At 62.7% G+C, this 22,611-nt stretch carries 20 protein-coding genes; 9 read left to right on the top strand and 11 right to left on the bottom strand.

From position 1 onward, the window contains the following. Window positions 1–283: 283 nt before the first annotated feature. Window positions 284–682, top strand: a complete 399-nt coding sequence (locus E4M07_RS08010; protein WP_136657790.1) for a RidA family protein — start codon at window positions 284–286, stop codon at window positions 680–682. A gap of 65 nt (window positions 683–747) precedes the next feature. Here the strand turns inward: E4M07_RS08010 and katG are convergent, their stop codons facing one another. Then, window positions 748–2,949 carry a catalase/peroxidase HPI gene (gene katG / locus E4M07_RS08015; RefSeq protein WP_136657791.1) on the bottom strand — a complete coding sequence of 734 codons (2,202 nt, stop codon included), beginning with the start codon at window positions 2,947–2,949 and terminating at the stop codon, window positions 748–750. Between the two features lie 337 nt (window positions 2,950–3,286). On the opposite strand from katG, the gene E4M07_RS08020 reads away from it, so the two are divergent. Then, a complete protein-coding gene (locus E4M07_RS08020; RefSeq protein ID WP_136657792.1) occupies window positions 3,287–4,207 on the top strand; it encodes a LysR substrate-binding domain-containing protein in 921 nt (306 codons plus the stop codon). A gap of 137 nt (window positions 4,208–4,344) precedes the next feature. On the opposite strand, the gene E4M07_RS08025 is transcribed toward E4M07_RS08020, so the two are convergent. Continuing rightward, window positions 4,345–5,223, bottom strand: coding sequence for a LysR family transcriptional regulator (locus E4M07_RS08025; protein ID WP_246660425.1), 879 nt, complete (start codon window positions 5,221–5,223; stop codon window positions 4,345–4,347). Between the two features lie 157 nt (window positions 5,224–5,380). Here E4M07_RS08025 and dctP point away from each other — a divergent pair, with 157 nt between their 5' ends. The 4 genes from dctP to speB are packed head-to-tail and all read left to right on the top strand — an operon-like array spanning window position 5,381 to window position 9,325. After that, a complete protein-coding gene (gene dctP, locus E4M07_RS08030) occupies window positions 5,381–6,400 on the top strand; it encodes a TRAP transporter substrate-binding protein DctP (protein ID WP_136657794.1) in 1,020 nt (339 codons plus the stop codon). 58 nt (window positions 6,401–6,458) lie between these two features. Next, the gene (locus E4M07_RS08035; RefSeq protein ID WP_136657795.1) at window positions 6,459–7,067 is read left to right on the top strand and encodes a TRAP transporter small permease; all 609 of its coding nucleotides are present in this window, start codon (window positions 6,459–6,461) and stop codon (window positions 7,065–7,067) included. After that, window positions 7,064–8,344, top strand: coding sequence for a TRAP transporter large permease (locus E4M07_RS08040; RefSeq protein WP_136657796.1), 1,281 nt, complete (start codon window positions 7,064–7,066; stop codon window positions 8,342–8,344). The genes E4M07_RS08035 and E4M07_RS08040 overlap by 4 nt, the downstream gene beginning before the upstream one ends. 15 nt (window positions 8,345–8,359) lie before the next feature. After that, window positions 8,360–9,325 carry an agmatinase gene (gene speB, locus E4M07_RS08045; protein ID WP_136657797.1) on the top strand — a complete coding sequence of 322 codons (966 nt, stop codon included), beginning with the start codon at window positions 8,360–8,362 and terminating at the stop codon, window positions 9,323–9,325. 64 nt (window positions 9,326–9,389) lie between these two features. On the opposite strand, the gene E4M07_RS08050 is transcribed toward speB, so the two are convergent. From E4M07_RS08050 to E4M07_RS08060, 3 genes are read right to left on the bottom strand one after another with little or no spacing between them, the layout of a single operon-like run. Further along, window positions 9,390–10,157: an SDR family NAD(P)-dependent oxidoreductase gene (locus E4M07_RS08050; protein WP_136657798.1), complete on the bottom strand. Its 768-nt coding sequence runs from the start codon at window positions 10,155–10,157 to the stop codon at window positions 9,390–9,392. Between the two features lie 11 nt (window positions 10,158–10,168). Continuing rightward, window positions 10,169–12,586 (bottom strand): FAD-dependent oxidoreductase, encoded by a 2,418-nt coding sequence (locus E4M07_RS08055; protein ID WP_136657799.1) that lies wholly within the window; start codon window positions 12,584–12,586, stop codon window positions 10,169–10,171. 27 nt (window positions 12,587–12,613) lie between these two features. Then, on the bottom strand, window positions 12,614–14,125 hold the full coding sequence (locus E4M07_RS08060; protein ID WP_136657800.1) for a trimethylamine methyltransferase family protein: 1,512 nt from the start codon (window positions 14,123–14,125) through the stop codon (window positions 12,614–12,616). Window positions 14,126–14,262: 137 nt separating this feature from the next. Between E4M07_RS08060 and E4M07_RS08065 the strand changes: the two genes are divergently transcribed. After that, complete coding sequence (locus E4M07_RS08065) at window positions 14,263–15,162, top strand: LysR substrate-binding domain-containing protein (RefSeq protein ID WP_136657801.1); 900 nt, start codon at window positions 14,263–14,265, stop codon at window positions 15,160–15,162. A 23-nt stretch (window positions 15,163–15,185) separates the two neighbouring features. On the opposite strand, the gene E4M07_RS08070 is transcribed toward E4M07_RS08065, so the two are convergent. Continuing rightward, the gene (locus tag E4M07_RS08070; protein ID WP_136657802.1) at window positions 15,186–16,283 is read right to left on the bottom strand and encodes an aminomethyltransferase family protein; all 1,098 of its coding nucleotides are present in this window, start codon (window positions 16,281–16,283) and stop codon (window positions 15,186–15,188) included. An 18-nt stretch (window positions 16,284–16,301) separates the two neighbouring features. Then, window positions 16,302–17,843 (bottom strand): trimethylamine methyltransferase family protein, encoded by a 1,542-nt coding sequence (locus tag E4M07_RS08075; RefSeq protein WP_136657803.1) that lies wholly within the window; start codon window positions 17,841–17,843, stop codon window positions 16,302–16,304. A 130-nt stretch (window positions 17,844–17,973) separates the two neighbouring features. On the opposite strand from E4M07_RS08075, the gene E4M07_RS08080 reads away from it, so the two are divergent. Then, on the top strand, window positions 17,974–18,840 hold the full coding sequence (locus tag E4M07_RS08080; protein WP_136657804.1) for a LysR substrate-binding domain-containing protein: 867 nt from the start codon (window positions 17,974–17,976) through the stop codon (window positions 18,838–18,840). Between the two features lie 12 nt (window positions 18,841–18,852). On the opposite strand, the gene E4M07_RS08085 is transcribed toward E4M07_RS08080, so the two are convergent. The 3 genes from E4M07_RS08085 to E4M07_RS08095 are packed head-to-tail and all read right to left on the bottom strand — an operon-like array spanning window position 18,853 to window position 21,336. Continuing rightward, entirely contained in the window at window positions 18,853–19,911 is a 1,059-nt protein-coding gene (locus E4M07_RS08085; protein ID WP_136657805.1) for a ferredoxin--NADP reductase, read from the bottom strand. Further along, complete coding sequence (locus E4M07_RS08090; RefSeq protein ID WP_206057201.1) at window positions 19,911–21,068, bottom strand: aromatic ring-hydroxylating dioxygenase subunit alpha; 1,158 nt, start codon at window positions 21,066–21,068, stop codon at window positions 19,911–19,913. Before E4M07_RS08090 ends, E4M07_RS08085 begins: the two co-directional genes overlap by 1 nt. A 13-nt stretch (window positions 21,069–21,081) precedes the next feature. After that, window positions 21,082–21,336: a hypothetical protein gene (locus E4M07_RS08095; RefSeq protein ID WP_136657806.1), complete on the bottom strand. Its 255-nt coding sequence runs from the start codon at window positions 21,334–21,336 to the stop codon at window positions 21,082–21,084. Between the two features lie 86 nt (window positions 21,337–21,422). Here E4M07_RS08095 and E4M07_RS08100 point away from each other — a divergent pair, with 86 nt between their 5' ends. After that, window positions 21,423–22,007: a TetR/AcrR family transcriptional regulator gene (locus E4M07_RS08100; RefSeq protein WP_136657807.1), complete on the top strand. Its 585-nt coding sequence runs from the start codon at window positions 21,423–21,425 to the stop codon at window positions 22,005–22,007. Window positions 22,008–22,013: 6 nt separating this feature from the next. Here the strand turns inward: E4M07_RS08100 and E4M07_RS08105 are convergent, their stop codons facing one another. Then, complete coding sequence (locus tag E4M07_RS08105; RefSeq protein ID WP_206057202.1) at window positions 22,014–22,565, bottom strand: class I SAM-dependent methyltransferase; 552 nt, start codon at window positions 22,563–22,565, stop codon at window positions 22,014–22,016. Between the last annotated feature and the right edge of the window lie 46 nt (window positions 22,566–22,611).

The following is a 22,611-nucleotide window of genomic DNA, read 5'->3' on the forward strand; positions in this document are numbered from 1 at the left end:
AGTAACTTTCCTGGATTCTTAAGTCTTAATTTCCGCATCTTCATACCTTTCGCAGCCAATAAAGCTTGTCTGACGAGAGGTATATTCATTTACATGCGTCAGACGCACTTGGTAGCTGAACCAGTACATTCATGGTTCATGCAGTAACTCCGGAACAACTTAATCTGTCCAGTTTGCGCCCCAATGGTTAACAAGGTGTTAACGATTTCGGCCGCCGACGACATTGTGAAGTCGTGCCGGCTTGACTAGGAATGCGCCATCAAATCCAGGGCGAGGAACTCCCATGACCAAAAGGGCCATCGTGCCGCCGGCGCTCCGGGAGGCGGCGGAGCAATTGAAAATGTCGCCGGCGGTGCTTTCCGGCAATCATCTCTTCCTGACCGGCTCGACCGGCGGCGATGCGGACGGGGTCATGCCGGATGACCCGGAGGCGCAGATGCGCAACGCCTTCGACAAGATCGGGTTCATCCTGCGGGAGGCCGGGCTCGGTTTCGAGGCGATCGTCGAGATGACGACCTACCATGTGGGCCTGCGCGAGCATTTCGACCTGTTCGATTCCGTGCGCCTCGATTATGTGGATGCGCCCTATCCCGCCTGGACCGCGGTCGAGGTGGCGGGCCTGCGCCGGGAGGGCGCGGTGGTCGAGATCCGGGTGATCGCCAGCACCGAACCGTCCGATTGATAAAGCACAAAAAGAAAGGGCGCGGCCGGGTTGCGGCCGCGCCCTGATCGTTCAGCGGGACGGGATCACTTCACGTCGAAGCGGTCGAGATTCATCACCTTGTCCCAGGCGGCAACGAAATCGGCGACGAATTTGCCGTTCGCGTCGCCGCTGCCGTAGACCTCGGCCACCGCCCGCAATTCGGAGTTGGAGCCGAAAATGAGATCGGCGCGCGTTGCTGTCCATTTGACCTCACCACTGTCGCGGTCGCGTCCCTCGAACTCCTCTTCCTCGTCCGAGGTCGCCTTCCATTCCGTGCCCATGTCGAGCAGGTTGACGAAGAAGTCGTTGGTGAGCTGCTCCGAGCGGTCGGTGAGGACGCCGTGCTGCAAGCCGCCCGCATTGGCGTTGAGCGCCCGCATGCCGCCGACGAGGACCGTCATCTCCGGCGCCGTCAGCGTCAGGAGCTGCGCCTTGTCGACCAGCAGTTCCTCCGTCGAAATGGCGAACTTGGTCTTCAGGTAGTTGCGGAAGCCGTCGGCGACCGGCTCGAGAACGGCGAAGGATTCGACGTCCGTCTCATCCTGCGCGGCATCCATGCGGCCGGGCGTGAAGGGCACGGTCACATCGTGGCCGGCGGCCTTGGCGGCCTGTTCGACGGCGGCACAGCCGCCGAGGACGATCAGGTCGGCGAGCGACACCTTCTTGCCGCCGGACTGCGCACCGTTAAAGGCCGACTGGACGCCCTCGAGGGCTTCCAGCACCTTGGCGAGCTGCACCGGCTGGTTGACGTCCCAGTCCTTCTGCGGCGCAAGGCGGATGCGTGCGCCGTTGGCGCCGCCGCGCTTGTCGGAGCCGCGGAAGGTCGAGGCCGAGGCCCATGCCGTGCCGACGAGTTCCGGGATCGAAAGGCCCGCTGCTAGGATCCTGGCCTTCAGGTCGGCGATGTCCTTGTCGTCGATCAGCTCATGGTCGACGGCGGGAATCGGATCCTGCCAAAGCAGTTCCTCTTGCGGCACTTCCTTGCCGAGATAGCGGGCGCGCGGGCCCATGTCGCGGTGGGTCAGCTTGTACCAGGCGCGGGCGAAGGCGTCGGCGAACGCATCCGGGTCCTCATAGAAGCGCCGCGAGATCTTCTCGTATTCCGGATCGAAACGCAGCGACAGGTCCGTCGTCAGCATGGAGGGTGCGTGCCGCTTGTTCGGATCGGCGGGATCCGGCACGGTCTCGGCGCCCATGCCGCCCTTCGGGCGCCACTGTTGGGCGCCGGCCGGGCTCTTGGTCAGTTCCCATTCATAGCCGAACAGGTTCCAGAAGAAATTGTTGCTCCACTTGGTCGGCGTCGTTGTCCAGATAACCTCGAGGCCGCTGCCGATCTGGTCGCCGCCCTTGCCGCTGCCGAAGCTGCTCTTCCAGCCGAGGCCCTGCTCCTCGATGCCCGCGGCTTCCGGGTCGGGCCCGACCAGCGCGGCATCGCCGGCGCCGTGGGTCTTGCCGAAGGTGTGCCCGCCGGCGATCAGCGCGACGGTCTCCTCGTCATTCATGGCCATGCGGGCGAAGGTCTCGCGAATATCCTTGGCCGCGGCCAGGGGATCGGGATTGCCGTTCGGCCCTTCCGGGTTCACATAGATGAGACCCATCTGCACCGCCGCCAGCGGATTCTCGAGCTCGCGGTCGCCGCTGTATCGCTTGTCGCCGAGCCACTCGGTCTCCTTGCCCCAGTAGACGTCTTCCTCAGGCTCCCAGACATCGGCGCGGCCGCCGGCGAAGCCGAAGGTCTTGAAGCCCATGGATTCCAATGCGCAGTTGCCGGCAAGGATCATCAGGTCGGCCCAGGAGATCTTGCGGCCGTATTTCTGCTTGATGGGCCACAGCAGCCGGCGGGCCTTGTCGAGATTGACGTTGTCCGGCCAGCTGTTGAGCGGCGCGAAGCGCTGCTGGCCGGCCCCGGCGCCGCCGCGCCCGTCGGCCGTGCGGTAGGTGCCGGCGCTGTGCCAGGCCATGCGGATGAAGAGCGGGCCATAGTGGCCGAAATCGGCCGGCCACCACTCCTGCGAATCCGTCATCAGCGCATTAAGGTCCTGCTTGAGCGCGTCGAGATCGAGGCTCTCGAACTCCTTGGCGTAGTCGAAACCCTCGCCCATCGGATCGGAAAGCGACGAGTTCTGGCGCAGGATGGCGATGTTGAGCTGGTTGGGCCACCAGTCCCGGTTCGACAGCATTCCGAGCGACGTGGCGCCGTGCATGACAGGGCATCCGCCCGAAGTTTCAGGATTGCTTCCGTCCATCATTCTCTCCCGTAAAGACTCTTTGAATTGAACCGTTCATAGAACGCATAGGCTTGATCTTCCGAAATGCGATCCGGAACCACGGCCGGTAGGCCGCAATCAACCGGATTTCCGATCATCCAGATTAGCGACAATGCAGCAGGCGAATATGACCTGGCTCAAATCGGATGAAGAACCCGGTATTCCGGATGGTCGAAAATCCGCTCCAACCCCGTCGCGCGCCGCCATGAGGCAATTGATGGGCAAGGGCCGATTTCCGGATTCGCTTCCTCACATATAGCAGAACATTATAATTAGTCTAAGTTGAATTATTTGATTGCGGCGATAAGATGTTCTTATGAATAATCTGACCTTCAAACAGCTCCGCTATTTCGACGCGCTGGCCCGGCATGGTCATTTCGGGCGGGCCGCGGATTCATGCGCGATTTCCCAGCCGGCCCTTTCCATGCAGATCAAGGAACTGGAGGAAACGCTGGGCACCGAGCTCTTCGAGCGGGGCGCGCGCCAGGTGCGCCTCACCCATTTCGGCGAGGAGTTCGCGGCCCGCGCCCGCGACATCCTGCGCTCGGTCAACGAGCTGACGGACCTTGCGCGCGCCGCGCGCGACCGGCTGGTCGGCCGGCTGCGGATCGGGGTGATCCCGACAATCGCGCCCTACCTTCTGCCGACGATCATCGGCGATCTTTCGGACCTGCACGACGGGCTGGACATTCATGTGCGCGAAACCGTGACCCCGAAGCTTATCCAGGAACTGGCCGAAGGCCGGCTGGACACCGCCATCCTGGCCCTGCCGGTCTCCGAACCGTCGCTGACGGAGGTCGCGCTCTTTAGCGAGAATTTCGTCCTGGTGCGTCCGGGCGAGGATGCCGGCAAGCCGGTGCCGAGCCGCGAAATGCTGCGCGAGATGCGGCTGCTTTTATTGGAGGAGGGACACTGTTTCCGCGACCAGGCGCTGTCCTTCTGCGACATGCATGCGACGCGGCCGCGGGAACTCCTCGACGGAAGCTCCCTGTCGACGCTGGTGCAGATGGTCAGCGCCGGGATCGGCGTCACCCTCATTCCCGAGATGGCGGTGGCGGTGGAAACGCGCTCGGCATCGGTTTCCGTCGCCGCGTTCCGGAACCCGCAGCCGTCGCGGACCATCGGCATGGTGTGGCGCAAGACCAGCCCGCTGGCCGGCCAGTTGCGGCAGATCGCCGAGGTTGTCCGCCGATCGGCCGAGACAATGCGGGCGCGGCGGGATACGGTGCCGGTTTGATAGCGGGACGGAGTGTCACCCGTCCTTGATGACGCGCCCTATCATTGCCGCGACGCCGCCCTTCGAGGCGGCATAGGCCGTGCGGCGATGATCCTGACCGGGAAGGTTATTCTTCCTTTTCCCGCATACCGCTTCTTTCAGATCCCAGCGCTGCTCAGGACATCTTTGACCAACAGTTCAACTGCACGACGTTGCGCCTGCGATTGGCGCACTGCGAGATGGAATTCCGATTTCCACGAAAGTTCCGGATGGTCGAGCGTTCTGAGATCTCCGGAGGCCACCCATCCTTGCGCATAGTGATCGGGCAACGCGCCGAGGTAGCGTCCGCTGAGGATCAACATGGCCATCGCCTCCATATTGGCGACGACGGCCTTCGGAAAGGCCGAACCGAAAGCCGGCCCCGCCGCCGTGTCGTAGGAGCGTTGGCAGACTGGAAACCGGTTCAGGATTTCCGGGGTGATCGCGTCTGCCGAGGCGTCGAACAACGGATGCTGGCGGCCGCAATAAAGGCTGTGTCCCTCGGTACAGACTTCGGTGTAGCTGAGCTCGGCCACCTTGTTTTTGAACGGCGCAATGGCAACATGCACGCTCCCGGTGATTAGACCCTGGGTAAGATCGGTTGGCGAAGCCACGACGATCTCGAGCCGAACGTCGTTTTTGCGACCGAGAAAACGCTGAAGCGCAGCGACCAGCGGAAACCCCGGAAGGCTAGTCACCGCGTCGACGACGCCAATGCGCAATTCACCGGTGATCGTGTCCCGCAACTCTGTCAACTCGGCATCGAAATCACGCACGCGGCGAAGCATGGCGCATGCCTTTTCATAGGCGATCTGGCCGCGCTCCGTGAGGCAGAAGCCGCTCCGCCCGCGTTGACAGACCCGGTAGCCAAGCGCCAGCTCAAGGTCGCGTATCCTGCAGCTTATCGCCGATTGCGTGATGCCCAGTGCGTATTGTGCGTCCGAAAATCCGCCGCATTCGACCACGGTGACGAATGTTTCCAGCAGGTTGTTTTGCATCAGTTTCAATCGCCTTCTCCCGAACCGGTGCCGCTACGCGATATTACATGAATTCTGAGAATGTAAGTATATAATATTCGATATTGTTTCATGTAATAGGATATGGTCTTTCTTCCCGGATCAGCGACGGACTGAAACCTCTGGGAGGACAGACAAGATGAGCTTTTCATTCGCGAAACTGAAAACAATCGCCATCGCGATTGTGCTCGCCGCGACACCGGTCGGTGCCATGGCGGAGGACTGGAAATTCGCCATTGAGGAGATCCCCGGATCCATCATGGATGCCTATGCGCAGGAATTCAAATCCCGCATAGAGGCCGCGACCAATGGCGACGTGACGGTGACCGTCTATCCGATGGGCACGCTTGGCACCCCGACCGAAACTGTTGAACAGGCTTCCGACGGAATCATCCAGTTCACCAATGTTTCCATCGGCAATCTCGGTACGATCGTACCGGAAAGCCAGGTTTTTCTGTTGCCCTATCTCCTGCCCTCCGATCCGACCGAAATCTCCGGCATCCTGAGCGGTTCGAAAACAATTTACAGCGACCTGAATGAGGATTTCCGGAAGCGCGGCCTCGAAGTTCTGACCATGTACTCGGAAGGCCCTCAGGTCTGGACCACAAACCGGGAAATCCGCACGCCGGAAGATTTTTCGAATTTCAAGATGCGGGTGATGGTGTCGCCGATCCTGCTGGAAACATATAAAAATATTGGCGCAAGTCCGACACCGCTGCCTTTCGGCGAAGTGTTCGGAGCGCTGCAACTCGGGGCCGTCGACGGACAGGTGAACCCTATCCCGACCATTGAGGAAATGAAATTCTATGAAGTGACCAGTCACCTCATATGGGCCGGTGAGCAGGAGCTTGTCACCACGGTTGTCGCCGGTTCCGACTGGTTCGAAACCCTGTCGCCCGAGCGGCAACAGCTGGTGCGCGAAACCATGGCAGGCATGACCGGTTTCATTGACGGTGTCGTAACCGACTTCAACAAGAAACGCCTGGATATCATCACCGCAGCCAAGCCCGAGATCAAACTCGTCGTGCTGAATGAGGAAGAGCGCGACGTATTCCGCGCGCGCAGCGGTGACACCGCCAGGGCCTATGTTGACGCTGCGGGCGATCGCGGCCAAGCGCTGCTCGATGCCCTACAGGCGGAAATCGCCGCCTCCAACTAACAGCACCGGCCTGGCCCCCGCGCCGGATCGCGCAGGGGCCATCGCCCGGGAGGAGAAAATGCAGGACGGCAAGCCGGCTCCCCTCAGGTTCCTCGGCAATTTGGATGCGGCGGTCTGCAGGGTCGAGATGCTCATCCTGAGCTGGGGTATTATCCTGATGGCGACGAACACCATCGCCAACGTTCTGGGTCGCTACGTATTCCTTCAGTCAATTTACTTCTCCGAGGAACTGAACGAGTTCCTGATGGTCATGATTACGTTCATGGGACTTGGATACGCCACGCGAAAGGGAATCCATATCCGCATGTCGGCGGTCTACGACGCCTTGCCACAACGGCTGCGCAAGGCGCTGATGATCGTGATCGCGCTCACCACGGCGGTCATGATGGCGGTTCTGACCTGGTATGCGATCGAATATGTGCAGAAGGTCGCGAACCGCGGGCGCATAACGCCCGCACTGCAGGTTCCACTCTATCTCACATATATCTGGGTGGTCGCCGGGCTGGCCCTGACCGCCGTGCAATATCTGCTGACCGCGATCCGCAATCTCAACTTTTCAGAAAACGAGATCTACGTGTCCTACGTCGAGGTCGACAGTTACGAAGACCCCGAAACCGTCGCCGCGCTCAGCCGCCACGATGCAGACGAGCAGGAGGTCTCCAAATGACCGAATTGATGCTGGCGGTGATGATCGTCCTCCTGCTTGCCGGGTTCCCGATGAAAATGCCGCTGATTTCTGCGGCGGTCCTCGGTTTTCTTGTCTACTTCCCGAATATGAGCCTGCAAATCCTGATTCAGCAGATGATCGGAGGCGTGAAACCGGCGGCGCTGGTGGCGGTACCGATGTTCATTCTCGCCGCAGACATCATCACGCGCGGTCATTCAGCCAATCGCCTGATCGACGTTGTGATGAGCTTCATGGGTCACATAAAGGGCGGACTGGCGATTTCTGTGACCAGTGCCTGCGCTCTGTTCGGCGCCGTATGCGGGTCGACCCAGGCGACCGTTGTCGCGGTCGGCGGCGCAATGCGTCCCAGAATGCTGAAATCAGGATACAATGACAGTTTCGCCATCGGACTGATCGTCAACGCTGCCGATCTTGCCTATCTGATCCCGCCGTCGATCGGCATGATCATCTATGGCGTTGTTTCGGGAACCTCGATTTCCAAGCTCTTCATTGCTGGAATCCTGCCCGGTCTGCTGATTGTCGCTCTCTTTTCTGCCTACTGCATGTGGTACGCCTATCGACACGACATTCCCGTACTGCCGCGGGCCAACTGGAAGTCACGGCTGCTGGCGACGCGACGCGCCGTCTGGCCGATGGGTTTCCCGCTCATCATCGTTGGCGGCATCTATGGGGGTGTCTTCTCGCCAACCGAAGCAGCAGCGATCTGCGTGCTCTACGCGGTCATTCTCGAAGCGCTGGTTTTCCGTTCGATCCGGATGCGCGACCTTCCGGGCATAGCCCTGTCAACCGGGGCCATTACTTCCGTCGTGTTCATCCTGATTGCGGCGGGCGCGGCCTTTTCGTGGACGCTATCGTTCGCACAGGTACCGCAGACGATTATTCAGGCGCTGGGACTGAACGATGCCGGGCCGCTGATGGTCCTTCTGGCCATCAACCTGGCCTTTTTTATCGGCTGCATGTTTGTCGATTCGATTGTCGTAATCCTGATCCTCGTTCCGATCTTCGCACCGATGATCAAGACAACGGGGCTCGATCCCGTTCTGGTCGGCGTCTTGATCACCCTGCAGGTAGCAATCGGCGCGGCAACACCGCCTTTCGGCTGCAACCTGTTTACGGCGATAGCCGTTTTCCGGCGGCCCTTTGTTGACGTGGTGCGCGGCGTGCCACCTTTCCTGGTGATTCTGCTCTTGGTCACCGGGTTGTTGATTGCCTTCCCTCCGATCGCCCTGTTCCTGCCGGAACTGGCCTATCGTTAACCCGGAGATATGATTATGCCAGGCCATGGATACGAAGCCGGTCGTTTGAACCTGCCCTTTGTCGGCATCTCGACCTTCGGAAAATCTGAATATGTCCGGGATTGGGACCGGATCGATGCCGATGTCGCCATCCTCGGCGCGCCGTTCGATTTCGGGACCCAGTGGCGTTCCGGAGCCCGGTTTGGGCCGCGAGCAGTACGCGATGCTTCCACCTTATTCAGCTTTGGGCACGCGGGCGCCTATGATCACGAAGACGATGTTACCTACCTTGGCGGCAATGTGCGCATGGTCGATATCGGCGACGCTGATATCATCCACACCAGGACCCGGGAAAGTCACGCCAATATCGAATATGGCGTGCGGAAAATTCTCCAGGCCGGCGCGCTGCCAGTTGTGATCGGTGGGGATCATTCCGTGAATATCCCCTGCGTTGATGCCTTTTCCGACAGCTGCGCCCAGCACGGGCCGATCCACATTGTGCAGATCGACGCCCATCTGGATTTCGTCGACGAGCGCCACGGCGTTACCTTCGGTCACGGAAACCCGATGCGCCGCGCTATCGAAAAAGACTACGTCTGCGGCATGACACAACTGGGCATCCGCAACGTGTCGTCAACCGCCAGGGAGGGCTATGACGAGGCCCGCGCGCGCGGCTCCGACATATTGTCGGTCCGTCAGGTCCGCGCTTTGGGGGCCGAAGGGATCCTGGCCCGCATTCCAAGCGGTGCGCGTTACTACGTGACTATCGACATCGACGCGTTCTGCCCTTCGATCGCACCGGGGACAGGCACGCCCAGCCATGGCGGCTTCAACTATTATGACGTACTGGAAATCGTGCAGGGGCTGAGCAGACGCGGCAATGTGGTCGGCTTGGACCTTGTGGAAGTCGCACCCGCCTATGACCCGACGGAAAGCACACAGATCCTTGCGGCGCAACTTCTGCTCAACTTCATCGGTTTCATCTTCCACAACAGGAAATAGGCTGCCACGCGGCAGGCGACCAGGCAGCGGCCATCCGAATTGCAAAGCTGGTTGGCGATGAATGTCACCCGTCCTTGATGACGCCGCTGGCGTCGAAGCCGCCGTCGACCGGCAATGTGACGCCGGTGATATAGCCCGATTGCGGCAGGGCGAGATAGACGGCGGCGGCGGCGACCTCCTCAGGCGTGCCGTAGCGGTCCATCGGGATGCCGGCGAGATAGGCGCGGCGGGTTTCCGCGTCGTGCATCTTCTTGACCAGCGCGGTTTCGATGGCGCCCGGCGCCAGGGCATTGACGGTCACGCCGCTTTTCGCCCATTCCACCGACATCACCCGCATCATCGCCGCGACGCCGCCCTTCGAGGCGGCATAGGCGGTGCGGCCCGTGCCGCCGCGGATGCCGGCCATGGATGACATGGCGACAATGCGGCCGTAACCATTTTCGACCATCACGCGGCCCGCCGCCTGCATCATCAGGAAGCTGCCGGTGAGATTGACGCCGGTGATCCGGTCCCAGTTCTCGCGCGTCGTGTCCAGCGCGCCTTGCTCCATGCCGATCCCGGCGAAATGCATAAGGATCTCGAGCGATCCGAATTTCTCCAGCGTGGCGGCGACCAGCGCGTTCACGTCGTCGGCATCGGCCACATCCGCGCGCACAAAGATTGCTTTGCGCCCATCGGCCGTCAGTTCGGCAACGGCGCCGTGCCCGGCCTCTTCGTTCAGATCGGCAATAACGACGCTGGCATCCAGAGCCGCCAGCATCCGGGCTGTCGCGAGACCGATGCCGCTGGCGCCGCCCGTGACGATTGCCGTATGGCCCTTGAGCGCGAACATCCGACCTCCAATCACCCCCGCATCCTAGTCCCTTCGGGATCGTAGAGCGGTTTCGCCGTAACCCTTGCCGGGTAACGGTTTCCGAGAATTTCCACTTCCAACGCGGTTCCGTCCGCCGCGAGTTCCGGCGGCACGTAGCCGAAGGCCATGGATTTGCCGACATGGTGGGCATAGCCGCCGGAGCTGACATAGCCGACGCAGGCGCCGTCCTTCATGATCGCCTCGTCATTGCTGACGTCGATATCGCCGGTCTCGACGGTCATGACGACAAGCCTGCGGTCGGGGCCGGTCTTGCGTTCGGCGAGCGCTGCCTCCTTGCCGATGAAATCCTTGTCCCAGTCGATGAAGGCGTCAAGGCCGGACTGGGCGGGGGTGAAATCGGGCCGGAAATCGAGCGTCCAGGCGCCCCAGTTCTTTTCCAGCCGCAGCGACATGAGCGCCCGGTTTCCATAGGGTTTCAAACCGAGATCGGCGCCCTCCTCTTCCAGGCGCTCATGAAGCTTGATGAGATATTGCGGCGCGCAATAGATCTCGTAGCCGAGCTCGCCGGAGAAGGAGACCCGCGCCAGCAGCACCGGGACCCCCGCCACGTAGGTGCGGCGGATATCGCGGAATTTCAGGCTTTCGCCCGACACGTCGTCGCGGCACAGGCGCTGCAGCAACTCGCGCGAATTCGGACCGGAAATGGCGATGCCGTGCCAGTCATCCGAGGCGTTGCGGTAGGAAACGCCCTCATCGGGCAGGTATTTCTCGAACCAGCGGCGGTGCATCTCCTGCGCCGGGCCGGAACCGAACAGGATGAAGCGCTCCTCGTCGAGACAGGCGACCGTGAGATCGCCGTAGAGCCGGCCGGCCTCGGTAAGAAGCGGCGTCAGCGACAGGCGACCCGGCTTCGGCACCCGCCCGGCGCAGAGCCGGCCGAGGAAGGCCCGCGCGCCCGGACCGGACACCGCGTGCTTGGCGAAATTGGCGATCTCGATCATGCCGACGGTCTCGCGCACTGCCTTGACCTCGTCGGCCACGTAGTCGTGGGCGCGCGAGCGCTTGAAGGTCGGCTCCTCGTGGGCGTCGTCGGCACCGTTCGCGAACCACAGCACGTGTTCGAGGCCGAAGCTCGCATCCATCACCGCGCCCCTGGCGATCAGCCGGTCGTAGAGTGCCGTCGTCTTCTGGCGGCGGCCCTTCGGCAGCGTCTCGTTCGGGAAGGTCATGACGAAACGGCGCTCGTAATTCTCCGACGACTTGATGGTGCCGTATTCGGGCGTCGCGAACTCGCCGAAGCGGGCGACGTCCATCGCCCACACGTCGATGGACGGCTCGCCGTCGATCATCCATTCGGCCATGCACAGGCCGACCCCGCCGCCCTGGCAGAAACCCGCCATGACGCCGACGGCGACCCAGTAGTTCCGCATGCCGGGCACCGGCCCGATCATCGGATTGCCGTCGGGACCGAAGGTGAAGGGGCCGTTGATCATGTCCTTGATGCCGGCGCGGCCAAGCGCCGGAATGCGCTCGAAGCCGAGTTCCAGCCGGTCGGCGATGCGGTCGAGATCCGGCGCCAGCAATTCGTGGCCGAAATCCTGCGGCGTGCCCCCGACCTTCCAGGGTGTCGAGCGCGGCTCGTAGGTGCCCAGCAGCATACCCTGGCGCTCCTGGCGGAAATAGATGTTGCCCTCGTAGTCGATGCCGGCGGGCAGCCGGTCCTCCGGATCGCGCTCGACGATCTCTGGGATCGCCTCGGTGATGAGATAGTGGTGCTCCATCGGCTGTACGGGCAGATCGACGCCCGACAGATGACCGACCTCGCGCGCCCACAGGCCGCCGGCATTGACGATGTATTCGGCATTGATCGTTCCGTTCGGGGTCACCACGTCCCAGGAGCCGTCCGGCTTCTGGCTGGTTTCGATCACCGGCGTGTGGGTGTGGTAGGTGCCGCCATAATGGCGCGCCGCCTTGGCGTAGGCGTAGGTAACGCCGGACGGGTCGATATCGCCGTCGAGCGGATCCCAGAGCGCGGCGACATAGCGGCTCGGATCGATGAGCGGGTGGCGGCGCGCCGCCTCCTCGACGGAGATGAATTCCTGGTCGAGGCCCATGTAGCGCGCCTTGGAGCGCTCGCGCTTGAGATAGTCGTACCAGTCCTGGTTGGAGGCAAGATAGAATCCGCCGGTCGAATGCATGCCGCAGGACTGGCCGGAGAGCTCCTCGATCTCACGATAGAGGTTGATCGTGTAGCCCTGCAGGCGCGAGATGTTCGGATCGGAACTGATGGTGTGGATCTGGCCGGCGGCGTGCCAGCTTGAGCCGGACGTCAGTTCGTTGCGCTCCAGGAGCACGACGTCGCGCCAGCCGAACTTGGCAAGGTGAAACAGGATCGAGCAGCCGACAACGCCACCGCCGATGATGACCACTTTTGCATGTGATTGCATTTTTAAAGACTCCGTGGGCCGCGCCGTTCAGTACCAGGCGTCGGGCATGTCCCGTTTTTTCTTTTCGACGTAGTCGGCGAGCGCCCCGTCGATCGCATCATCGAGCGGCGGTGCCTGATGTTCGTCGAGCATCCTGTTCCAGCGCTCGAAGGCGCGCTGCGCGGTGTCCTTGCCGCCGCGCTCCGTCCATTGCTCGAAGCTTTCGGAATCCGACAGCACCGCATCGTAATAGGCGGTCTCGTAGTTGCGCATGGTGTGGGCCGAGCCGAGGAAGTGGCCGGCCGGCTCGACATCCTCATAGGCGTTGGTGCCCAACGCGTTGTCGTCCGTGTCGATGCCGCCGAGCAGCTTCTGGTAAGCGCCGAGGCGGTCGGCATCGATCACCAGCTTCTCGAAACCGGTGACGAGGCCGCCCTCCATCCAGCCGGCGGAATGCAGGACGAAATTGGCCCCGCCCATGGCAGTCGAATGCATGCTGTCGGCGCTCTCGGCCGCGGCCTGCGCGTCCGGCAGCTTGGAGGCGGTGAGCGATCCCCCGCAGCGCAGCGGCACGCCGAGGCGGCGGGCGAGCTGGCCGATGATGTAGTTGGAGGCGACGGGCTCGGGCATGCCGAAGGTCGGCGCGCCGCTCTTCAGGCTCATCGATGACAGGAAATTGCCGAGCACGAAGGGCGCGCCGGGCTTGACGAGCTGGCTGAAGGCGCCGCAGACCATGGCCTCGGCCAGGGCCTGGGCGATCGAGGCGGCCGTCGTGACCGGCCCCATGGCGCCGCCGAGAATAAAGGGCGCGACGACAATGCCCTGGCCGGCGCCGCAATAGACCTGGATCGCCTCGGTCACCACCTTGTCGACATGCAGCGGCGAGTTGGTGTTGACATTGCCCATGATCACGCAGTTGTCCCGCATGAAGGTCTCGCCGAAGAGGATGCGCGCCATTTCGACACTGTCCTCGGCGCGGCTCTTTTCGGTGATCGCGCCGAGGAACGGCTTGTCGGAATTGCGCATGTGCGCGAGCAGCATGTCGAGATGCCGCTTGTTGACCGGCAGATCGCAAGGCTCGCAGATGACGAGCCCCATGTGATGCAGCGACGGCAGCATGGAAACGAGTTTCGAGAGCTTGTCGAAATCCTCGAAGCTTCCGTAGCGCCGGCCCTTTTCGAGACAGCGGGTGAAGGGGGCGCCATAGATCGGCGCAAATACCGTGCTCGTCTCGCCGATTTCGACGGTGCGGGCGGCATTGCGCGCATGCTGGGTGAATTTTGTCGGGGCGGTTTTAAGCAGCTCGCGCGCCATGCCGCGCGGCAGGCGCACCCGGGTCCCCTTGATGTCCGCCCCGGCTTCCTTCCAGATGCGCAGCGCCTTGAGATCGTCACGGAACTCGATGCCGATTTCCTCGATCAGCCTGTCGGCCTGCTCCTCGATGCGCACGAGACCCTCTTCGCGCATGTATTCGACGAAGGGAAGCTTGCGTGTGATGAATGCCGGCATTGCCGGCGCGGGGCGCTCGGTTCTGCGGGCCCGTCTCGATGCTGTCCTCATGTGCACCCTATCCCAAATTGACCGGTCGGACGCGGTTGCCATCGACATCCTATCGCAAATGGATCGTCGCCGAACCTAGACGCAATTTCATGTGTTGTGACGATTGAAAAATCTTTGTCATCGCATAAACTGCAGTAATGCGAAAACTGTACCAGCGCATCCAGTCTCCAGCTTCCCTCTTCGCCTTCGAGGCCGCAGCGAGGCATCTGTCCTTTACCGAGGCCGCGGGCGAACTCAATGTTTCCCAGCCGGCGGTCAGCCTGTCGGTCAAGAAACTCGAACAGGCGCTCGGAACGCGGCTCTTCGAGCGCGGACACCGCAGCATCAGCCTGACCGAGGCGGGCGAGCGTTTCTATGCCGACGTATCATTTGGGCTAATGCACATCCTGAATTCGGCCGATGCGGTCGCCGGCCATCCCGAGGACCACGTTTCCCTGTCCTGCTCCACCGCCTTCGCCCATTACTGGATGCTGCCGCGGCTGGCGACGTTCCGGCGCGACAACCCGGATATCGACATCAGGCTGCAGACGACCGACAAGGATATCGACGTGGCGCGCGAGGGGCTCTCCTTCGGCGTGCGGCTCGGCTCCGGCCAGTGGCCGGGCTACAATGTGCTGCGGCTGGGGCCGGAAATCATCTATCCGGTGTGCAGCCCGGCTTATCTCGAAACGGCCGGCCGGCCGGAAAACGCCGCCGATCTCCTGTCGCATGCGCTCGTCCACCTGGAAGAGCCGTTCCGGCCGCGCGCCGGATGGCGGGACTGGTTCGCGGCGCAGGGGCTGGACTATGTCGACACCGGCGGGGGCTTGCTGTTCAACGACTATGCGCTGGTCATCCAGGCGGCCATCGCCGGCGAGGGCATCGCCCATGGATGGGACCATATCGTCGAGGTCCTGGTGGACCAGGGCCTGCTCGAGCGGCTGGATATCGGCGACTACAATGTCGGCCAGGGCCACTATGTCGTGTGGCCGGAAAACCGGCCGCACGGAGCCAAGGCCGAGCGTGTGCTTAGCTGGCTCAAGACCCAGGCGGCTTGAGGTAAGTCAGCGAAGCGGTCTCCTCACGCCTGGTGCGTGCGGAGCTTCTCCGGGTCGTAGATCGGCATCGAAACGACTGTGGCGGTCGTGTCGATGTCTGCGCCATTGAGCTTAAGCCGCGTGCCAGGCACGGCGGCCGACGGGGCCACGTGCGCCAGCGCCAGCGACTTGCCGAGCCTGCGGGAATGGCAGGGGCTATTGACGATGCCGATGGCTTCGCCGTTCACCGATAGCTCCTCGCCGCCGGCGACCATGTCGTTGTGATCGATATCGAGGCAGACATTGGCAATCTTCTCCCGACCCCTCGAGGCCAACAGCGCCCCGCGGCCGCGGAAGTCGCCTTTCGTGGTGTTCACGGTAAATCCGAGGCCCACCTCGTAGGGCGTGTGATCGGCCGTCATGTCATACCCGTAGAACAGCAGCCCGGCCTCGATGCGCAGCTTGTCCAGGGCCGTGAAAGAGCAGGGCATGACGCCGGCCTCCACCAGCCCGTCCCAGATGGCGCAGATCGCCGAACTTCCGGCAAAGATCTCGTAACCGCGCTCGCCGGAATAGCCGGTGCGGGATACATGGCAGGGATGGCCGAAAAGCGTCATGGGCGCGTGCCGGAAATAGGCCAGTGCGCCCAGATTGACGTTGCAATGTTCGTTGAGGATCGCGAGAGAGTCTGGGCCTTGGACCGACAGGTCGTGCAGGTCGTCGTCGAATTCGATCGACACGGTCCTGCCCCTGGCGGAAGCCCGGAGCAACGCCATCGTGTCGCCCGAGCCGTGGACGATCATCCACTGGCCCTCTCCGTTGTTGTAGAGGATCGCATCGTCCGCCATGGTGCCCCTGTCGGTCAATACAGACAGATAGGCGGATGTGCCCGGCGCAATTTTCCTGATGTCGCGCGTCACCAGATGATTGAGGACCGCTGCCGCATCCGGACCGGAAACGATGATCTTCTTGAGCGGCGACATGTCGAACATGCCGGCGGCCTCGCGGACCGCGTCATGCTCGTCGTCGGGATCGGTATCGTAGGTCCAGGCCGTGCCCATGCCGTTCCAGTCTTCCAGGCCGGAACCGAGGGCGGTGTGGCGCGAGGCGAGCGCCGATGTGCGGGTGCGTTCTTCAGTCACGAAAATCCTCCGGGTCGTTCAGTACCATTCATCGGGCATGGCCGATTTGCGTTCGGCCATGAAGTCCTGCAGCGCCTTGTCGATATGCGGGTCGATCTCGGGCGGCTGATAGGCAGCAAGCACCGACTTCCAGACCGTGTTGGCGCGTTCGGCGGCGCTCTGGCTGCCGCGTTCGCGCCAGGTCTCGAAAGGGCCTGCCTGCGGCAGAACCGACTGGTAGTTCGCGATCGCGCAATGACGAAGTGTGTGCGCCGTCGACAGGAAATTCTCGCCCGGTCCGGCTTCCTGGTAGGACGCGCGGGCGAACGCATCGTCATCCACTGCCATGCCTTCCAGCAAGCGCAGCATGGCGCCGCAATTGTCGACGTCCATGACGAACTTCTCATAGGACATGGTCAGTCCGCCCTCGAGCCATCCGGCCGCGTGCCAGACCTGGTGGGCACCCGAAATCATTGTCGCCCAGAGCGCATTGGCGCTGTCGAGCATCGCCTGACCGTCCGGCGCATTGGCGGCGGTGATCTGGCCGCCGCCGGAGCGAACCGGCACGCCGAGCCGCCGGCCGAGCTGCGACAGCGCCATGGTCACGTGACCGGCCTCGGGCGTTCCGAAGGTGAGTGCGCCGCTGCGAAGGTCCATGGTCGAGTGGAAGCTGCCGAAAACCACCGGACAGCCCGGCCGGACGCACTGCGCAAGGGCAATGCCGGCCATCGCTTCCGCAAGGGTCTGCGCCGCTGTCGCGGCCGGCGTGACCGGTCCCATCGCCCCGCCGAAGATGGCAGGCGAAACGCACACGCACTGGCCGGCCTCGGCATAAACGCGCAGCGAACCCGACATGGTCTCGTCGAAGACGAGCGGCGAATTGACGTTGATGTTGGCCTGAATGACGGCATGGGATTCCATGATCTCCCGGCCGAACACGATGCGCGCCATATCAATGGAATCGCGCGCCCTTTCCGGCGCGGTCACGGCGCCCATGAAGGGCTTGTCCGAAAGGCGCAGATGCGCGTAGACCATATCGAGGTGCCGCTTGTTCACGGGGATATCGACCGGTTCGCACACCGTGCCGCCCGAATGATGCAGCGCCGGCGACATAAAGGTCAGCCGGACAAAATTGCGGAAATCCTCGATCGACGCATAGCGGCGGCCGCGATCGAGATCGGTGACGAAGGGCGAGCCGTAACCCGGCATCAGGACGATATGGTCGCCGCCCAGGGTAACGGTCCGAAGAGGATTGCGCGCGTGCAGCAAAAAACGCTCGGGCGCGGTGGCGCAGAGCGCGCGCGCAAGGCCCGCTTCAAAGCGCACACGGTCGCCGTCGACAGATGCGCCGGCATCGCGCAGCAAGTCACGCGCAACTTCGTCGCCGCGAAACTCCACACCCACTTTTTCAAGAATCCAGTCGGCCTGTTTTTCGATCTCAACGAGCGCCCGCTCGCTGAGCAGGCCATAGGCAGGAATCGTTCGGGTTTGCGTGGTGCGCCTCGGCACGTCCAACGGGCGGCCGGAGCGACGCCCGCGCCGCCGGGGAGTTGAAGCAAGCGGATTCCTGGCTATATCCACGTTCAATCCAATTACTCCAAATGACTAGCGCAAACGGCATCTGACCGCCCTAATCCATCCTCCGACAAACAAGAGACGAAAAAAATCGAAAAATTTTGCACTGAGCGACTAATGAAATTAGTCTCTTGATATGCGATTCCGGCACTATGACAATTTGAGGGTGTTCACCATCGTCGCGCGGCACGGCAGTTTCGCCTCCGCAGCCGACGAGCTTCTGCTGACCAAGGGCGCCGTAAGCCATCAGATGCGCCAGCTCGAGGCCGAGTTGGGATTTGCGGTTTTCAAGCGGCACGCCCGCGGCATTTCACTGACGTCGAAGGGACAGGAACTGCTGGCCACCGTGCACTCGGCCTTCGAGACCGTCGAGCAGAGGATTGCCGAAATGCGGCATTCCGACAGCCGCACACTGACGATCGGCGTTACCACCTATTTCGCCTCGCGCTGGCTGTCGCCGCGGCTGATGGATTTCATGCGCGCCCATCCCGATATCCGCCTGCGCATCCAGCCGATGATCGACCTCATGGACCTGCGCGGCGAGGGCATCGACCTCGCGGTCCGATGGGGCAACGGCGATTGGGACGACGTCGTCATTGAAGACCTGTTTCCGTGCCCGGCCTGGCCTACGGGAAACCGGGGAGCGCTGGAACGCGTGGAACGGGACGGGCTTGAAGCGGCCTTCGATGCGTTCACCCTGCTGCGCGACCGGGAAGACAGCGACGCCTGGTCGCGATGGTATGCCGTTGCGGGGCTTCCCCACAACGGGCGGGCGGACACGCTGATCATCCCCGATCCCAATGTGCGCGTCCAGGCGGTGATGGACGGTCAAGGCGTCGCGCTCAACGACGCGCTAGTCGATCCGGAGATCGAGGCCGGTCGGCTGAAGCGGCTGAGCACCTTCGAGCTCTCAGACTATGGCTATTTTCTCGCCTATGAAGCGGGCGCAATGAACAATCCGGATGTCGATGTTTTTCGACGCTGGCTCAAATCGGTCCGCTAGCACAGGCAGCGGTTACTCGAACCGGACATCCAATTCCCGGGTCACCGGCAGTGACTGGCAGGTCAGGATTTTGCCCTTCGCCACGTCGGCGTCCTCCAGCGCCATGCGGGCGCGCATGTGGACCTTGCCGCCGGTGAGCCTTGCGACGCAGGCGCCACAGACGCCGGACTGGCAGGAGAAAGGCGGCTCGAGGCCGCTCTCGCGCATCGCATCAAGCAGTGTCCGGCCCGCAGCGACCGTCACCTGGTGCGCGGCTCCGTTCAGCCGCACGGTGGCGCTCGAGGCGATACCGCTGACGCTGTCGTCGACCGCAGCCTCGCCGCCGAAGCTCTCCATGTGAATGCGGTCCGCCGGAACGTCGAGGTCCCTGAGGCCGGCACGAACGGCGCCGTTCATCGCGCCGGGGCCGCAGATATAATACTGCGCGTCCTGCGCGTAGGGCGGGTTCTCGCCGAAATGTGCATCGAGCGCCGCCCGGTCGATGCGGCCGCGCCGCCAGTAGCCGAAGGACGAGAAGAGGGACGGCTTTGAAAGCACATGCGAGACGGTCAGCCGCTCCGGGTATTCTTCAAGCAGCGCATCGAGCTTCTGCCGGAAGATGACAGAGCCGGCGTCGCGGTTGCCGTAGACGAGGTGCGTGAAGGAATGCGGCTCGGCGCACAGGACCGAGCGCAGCATCGCGTAGAGCGGGGTAATGCCGCTGCCGCCGGCGAAGAAATAGTGGGTGCGCCGCAGCTTCGCACCGGGATCGAGGCAAAAACCGCCGAAGGGCGGCATGACTTCGAGGACATCGCCTGTCTTCACGTGGTCATTGATGTGGTTGGACACGAGGCCGTTCCCGACGCGCTTGACGGTGATCCGCAACGGCTCACCCGAAAAGGGCGAGGCGGAGACCGAATAGGACCGGCGGACCTCCTCGCCATCGAGGCGAAGGCGCAGCGTGATGTGCTGGCCCGGCCGCCAGAAAAAGGTCTCCGCAAGCGCCGCCGGCACGTCGAATGTCACCGACTTCGCCCGGCCGTCGATCTCCCGGCGCGCGGCGGACACGCGCAAATTGTGAAAACCGCGCATCAGCGCCGGCCCTCGACATAGTCGCGCACCACCTCCTGGTGCCCCAGAACGGGGCTCTCGCCCTTCGCCGCCGGGCCGACCTCGAAATGCGGGCTCTGCAGCGACTTCTGCTGCTGCTCGCAGGCATAGATGTCCTCGGCGGTGAAGTCGCCGTCGGCCATGGGATCGTCCTCGCCGGCGGCGTCCTCAGACGAATATTTGCCGCGGACCCGGCCGCGCCAGAACCCGGCCGAGCGGCTCGCCTGCCTGCCGAATTCCCAATCAGAGACATTGGCGACGCGCGAACGGTTTTCGACGCGCGTCAAATCGGGCGCCAGAGGCGTGACGATGAAGGTGGTCCAGTCGCTCTCGCTTTCGGCCAGCCCGATGCCTGGAAACAGCATTGGGACCCAGGTTCCGGCCTGTTCGGCCGGGATGACCAGCGGATAGGGCGCGTTCTTCCCGATATCCGCGCCGTAGTCGGCGGAAGGCGGTTCCCAGAACGCGTAATGCGGCCCGACAAAGCCGTATTCGGCCCTGGCGTGGTCGTACATGCCGAGGGTGCCTGAATGCAGGTGCGACAGGTGGTAGACGTCGATGAAGTTCTCAACGACGATCTTCCAGTTGGCCCGGATCTCGTAGGAATTGCGGGCATCGGGATATTCGACCAGCTCCTCGACCCGGTGCGGCCCGAGCATCGGTTCGATATCGCCGAACCATTCGGCGATCGAACCGGCCCCGGGGTCCGGATGGACGAACAGCATACCGCGCCACAAATCGACGGATGCGGGCTTCAGACCGAGGCAGGACTTGTCGACGGATCCGTATTCGCGGTCCTCGTCCGGGATGGAGATCAGGTTGCCTTCCAGATCGTAAGTCCAGTCGTGATAGGGGCAGGTCAGCGCCTTTTGCGCTTTGCCGACGGCGCGGATGAGCTGCGTTCCGCGGTGACGGCAGATGTTGTGAAAGGCACGCAGGCGCCGGTCGCGGCCCATAACGATGAAGATGTTGTTGAGCCCGGCCTGAACGGCCATGTACTGGCCCGGCTCGGCGATATCCTCCGCGAAACCGGCATAGCGCCAGGTGCGCGAGAAGATCATCTCCTGTTCCCGGTCGTACCAATCCCGGGACGTGTAGGCGGCGACGGGAAGGCGGTGGAGCATCGGTGTTTCAGCCATGGCGGTCACCTTGTCAGACGAGGCCGAGCCCGTGCGTGAGGGTCCAGACACCGGCCGCACACCAGGCGGCGCTGATGATCCAGAACAGCACCGGATTCGCGCTGCGCTGGACGGTTTCGAGGACAAAGGCGCTGCCGGTCATCGGGCCCGCCAGGGCCCAGTAGATGTAAAGCAGCCCCCACACCCACAACCAGCCCATCGCCGTCGAAACGGCCAGGACGACGATGGCCAGGATGGTCAAGGGTTTCATATCTCTGATTTCGGCCATATCATGCCCTTTATTGTCAGCATTGATAATTTACAATTAAGCGCTAATTTTTTATTGTCAAGATCGACAATTAATATGGAGCGGAAATGGGAAGACCGAGCATCAAGGCGGAGCGGACGGCGGAAATCCTCGATGCCTATGAGCAATGCGTCGCACGCTTCGGCATCGATGGCGCGACGCTCGAGCGGGTGGCAAAGCAGGCGGGACTTGCCCGGGCGCTGATCCGCCACAATGTCGGAAACCGCGACGACCTGTTCGATGCCCTTGTGGAACGGTTCTTCGACGTGTCCGAACAGCGGATCCGCGATCTCGTCCCCGCGCTGCCGGACAGCGGCCGGGCCCGCGCACTGGTCGATATCCTGTTCGACATAAGGCACAGCAACGACACGCATGTGCTGGTCGCCGAGGCGCTGATTGCCGCGGCGGCGGACCGGCCGGTGCTTGCCGGACGGATGAAAGGCTGGATCGCGGATTTCATCGCCGCCATCGCGTCCGTACTGCAGGAGGCTTATCCCGGCGCCGCGCCAGACAGGGTCTCGGCGGTGGCGACGGGCGTGACGGGCATCTATTTCAACGTCGATTCGCTGACGATGCTCGGCGGCATGGGCGAACTGAGGCGCGCGTCCAAGGACGCGGCGCTCATGCTTGTCGCCTCGCTGACCGACAGCTGACGGCAGCTAGAGCGTGGCCACGCCCCAGCTGTTGTAGCCGAAGATGCGCGCCGTTCCGGGAAGATACATCTGCTCCAGCGACGTTATGCGAAATCCGGCATTGCGGATTTCGGCGGGCAGATCGCGGTCGAGGCGGCAGCCGCCGCCGATGCGCCGCCACAGCGGCGTCAGCCGTTTCTGCCAGGTTTTCACGTTTCTGTCCGGCGCAGCGCCGTGTTCGCAAAACAGCAGCCGACCGGTCGGCTTGAGCACCCTGCGCATTTCTGTGAGCGCGGAACCCAGCGCGTCGATGCTGCACAGGGTGTAGGTGACGAGGACGGTGTCCACATCATCCGTGTCCAACGGAATTTGCGCCGCGTCCAGAACCAGCGGCTTGAACTCAATGCCCGTCTTTGCCGAATTCCTTATGGCGCCATCCATCATTGCGGCAGAGGAATCGAGGCCGAACACGCAATCGACCCGGTCACGGTCGAGGTAAGGAAAGTTCAGTCCGCCCCCGACGCCGATCTCCAGCACGCGGCCCTTTGCGAGCGGAACGATCTTCTCCCGCTGCTTCATGACCGGTTTGGTTGAACATGATGCATTGATCATCCGCGGCAGAATA

This window comes from Nitratireductor sp. XY-223, assembly GCF_004959855.1.
Classification (GTDB): domain Bacteria; phylum Pseudomonadota; class Alphaproteobacteria; order Rhizobiales; family Rhizobiaceae; genus Hoeflea_A.

What these genes read in the sequence shown, in the direction of transcription:
- E4M07_RS08085 (WP_136657805.1), bottom strand. Translation starts at nt 19,911, where the DNA reads ATGCGCGGTTTTCACAATTTGCGCGTGTCCGCCGCGCGCCGGGAGATC.
- E4M07_RS08105 (WP_206057202.1), bottom strand. Translation starts at nt 22,565, where the DNA reads ATGAAGCAGCGGGAGAAGATCGTTCCGCTCGCAAAGGGCCGCGTGCTG.
- E4M07_RS08100 (WP_136657807.1), top strand. Translation starts at nt 21,423, where the DNA reads ATGGGAAGACCGAGCATCAAGGCGGAGCGGACGGCGGAAATCCTCGAT.
- E4M07_RS08080 (WP_136657804.1), top strand. Translation starts at nt 17,974, where the DNA reads ATGCGATTCCGGCACTATGACAATTTGAGGGTGTTCACCATCGTCGCG.
- E4M07_RS08050 (WP_136657798.1), bottom strand. Translation starts at nt 10,157, where the DNA reads ATGTTCGCGCTCAAGGGCCATACGGCAATCGTCACGGGCGGCGCCAGC.
- E4M07_RS08010 (WP_136657790.1), top strand. Translation starts at nt 284, where the DNA reads ATGACCAAAAGGGCCATCGTGCCGCCGGCGCTCCGGGAGGCGGCGGAG.
- E4M07_RS08060 (WP_136657800.1), bottom strand. Translation starts at nt 14,125, where the DNA reads ATGAGGACAGCATCGAGACGGGCCCGCAGAACCGAGCGCCCCGCGCCG.
- katG (WP_136657791.1), bottom strand. Translation starts at nt 2,949, where the DNA reads ATGGACGGAAGCAATCCTGAAACTTCGGGCGGATGCCCTGTCATGCAC.
- E4M07_RS08095 (WP_136657806.1), bottom strand. Translation starts at nt 21,336, where the DNA reads ATGGCCGAAATCAGAGATATGAAACCCTTGACCATCCTGGCCATCGTC.
- E4M07_RS08040 (WP_136657796.1), top strand. Translation starts at nt 7,064, where the DNA reads ATGACCGAATTGATGCTGGCGGTGATGATCGTCCTCCTGCTTGCCGGG.
- dctP (WP_136657794.1), top strand. Translation starts at nt 5,381, where the DNA reads ATGAGCTTTTCATTCGCGAAACTGAAAACAATCGCCATCGCGATTGTG.
- E4M07_RS08065 (WP_136657801.1), top strand. Translation starts at nt 14,263, where the DNA reads ATGCGAAAACTGTACCAGCGCATCCAGTCTCCAGCTTCCCTCTTCGCC.
- E4M07_RS08055 (WP_136657799.1), bottom strand. Translation starts at nt 12,586, where the DNA reads ATGCAATCACATGCAAAAGTGGTCATCATCGGCGGTGGCGTTGTCGGC.
- E4M07_RS08025 (WP_246660425.1), bottom strand. Translation starts at nt 5,223, where the DNA reads ATGCAAAACAACCTGCTGGAAACATTCGTCACCGTGGTCGAATGCGGC.
- speB (WP_136657797.1), top strand. Translation starts at nt 8,360, where the DNA reads ATGCCAGGCCATGGATACGAAGCCGGTCGTTTGAACCTGCCCTTTGTC.
- E4M07_RS08090 (WP_206057201.1), bottom strand. Translation starts at nt 21,068, where the DNA reads ATGGCTGAAACACCGATGCTCCACCGCCTTCCCGTCGCCGCCTACACG.
- E4M07_RS08020 (WP_136657792.1), top strand. Translation starts at nt 3,287, where the DNA reads ATGAATAATCTGACCTTCAAACAGCTCCGCTATTTCGACGCGCTGGCC.
- E4M07_RS08035 (WP_136657795.1), top strand. Translation starts at nt 6,459, where the DNA reads ATGCAGGACGGCAAGCCGGCTCCCCTCAGGTTCCTCGGCAATTTGGAT.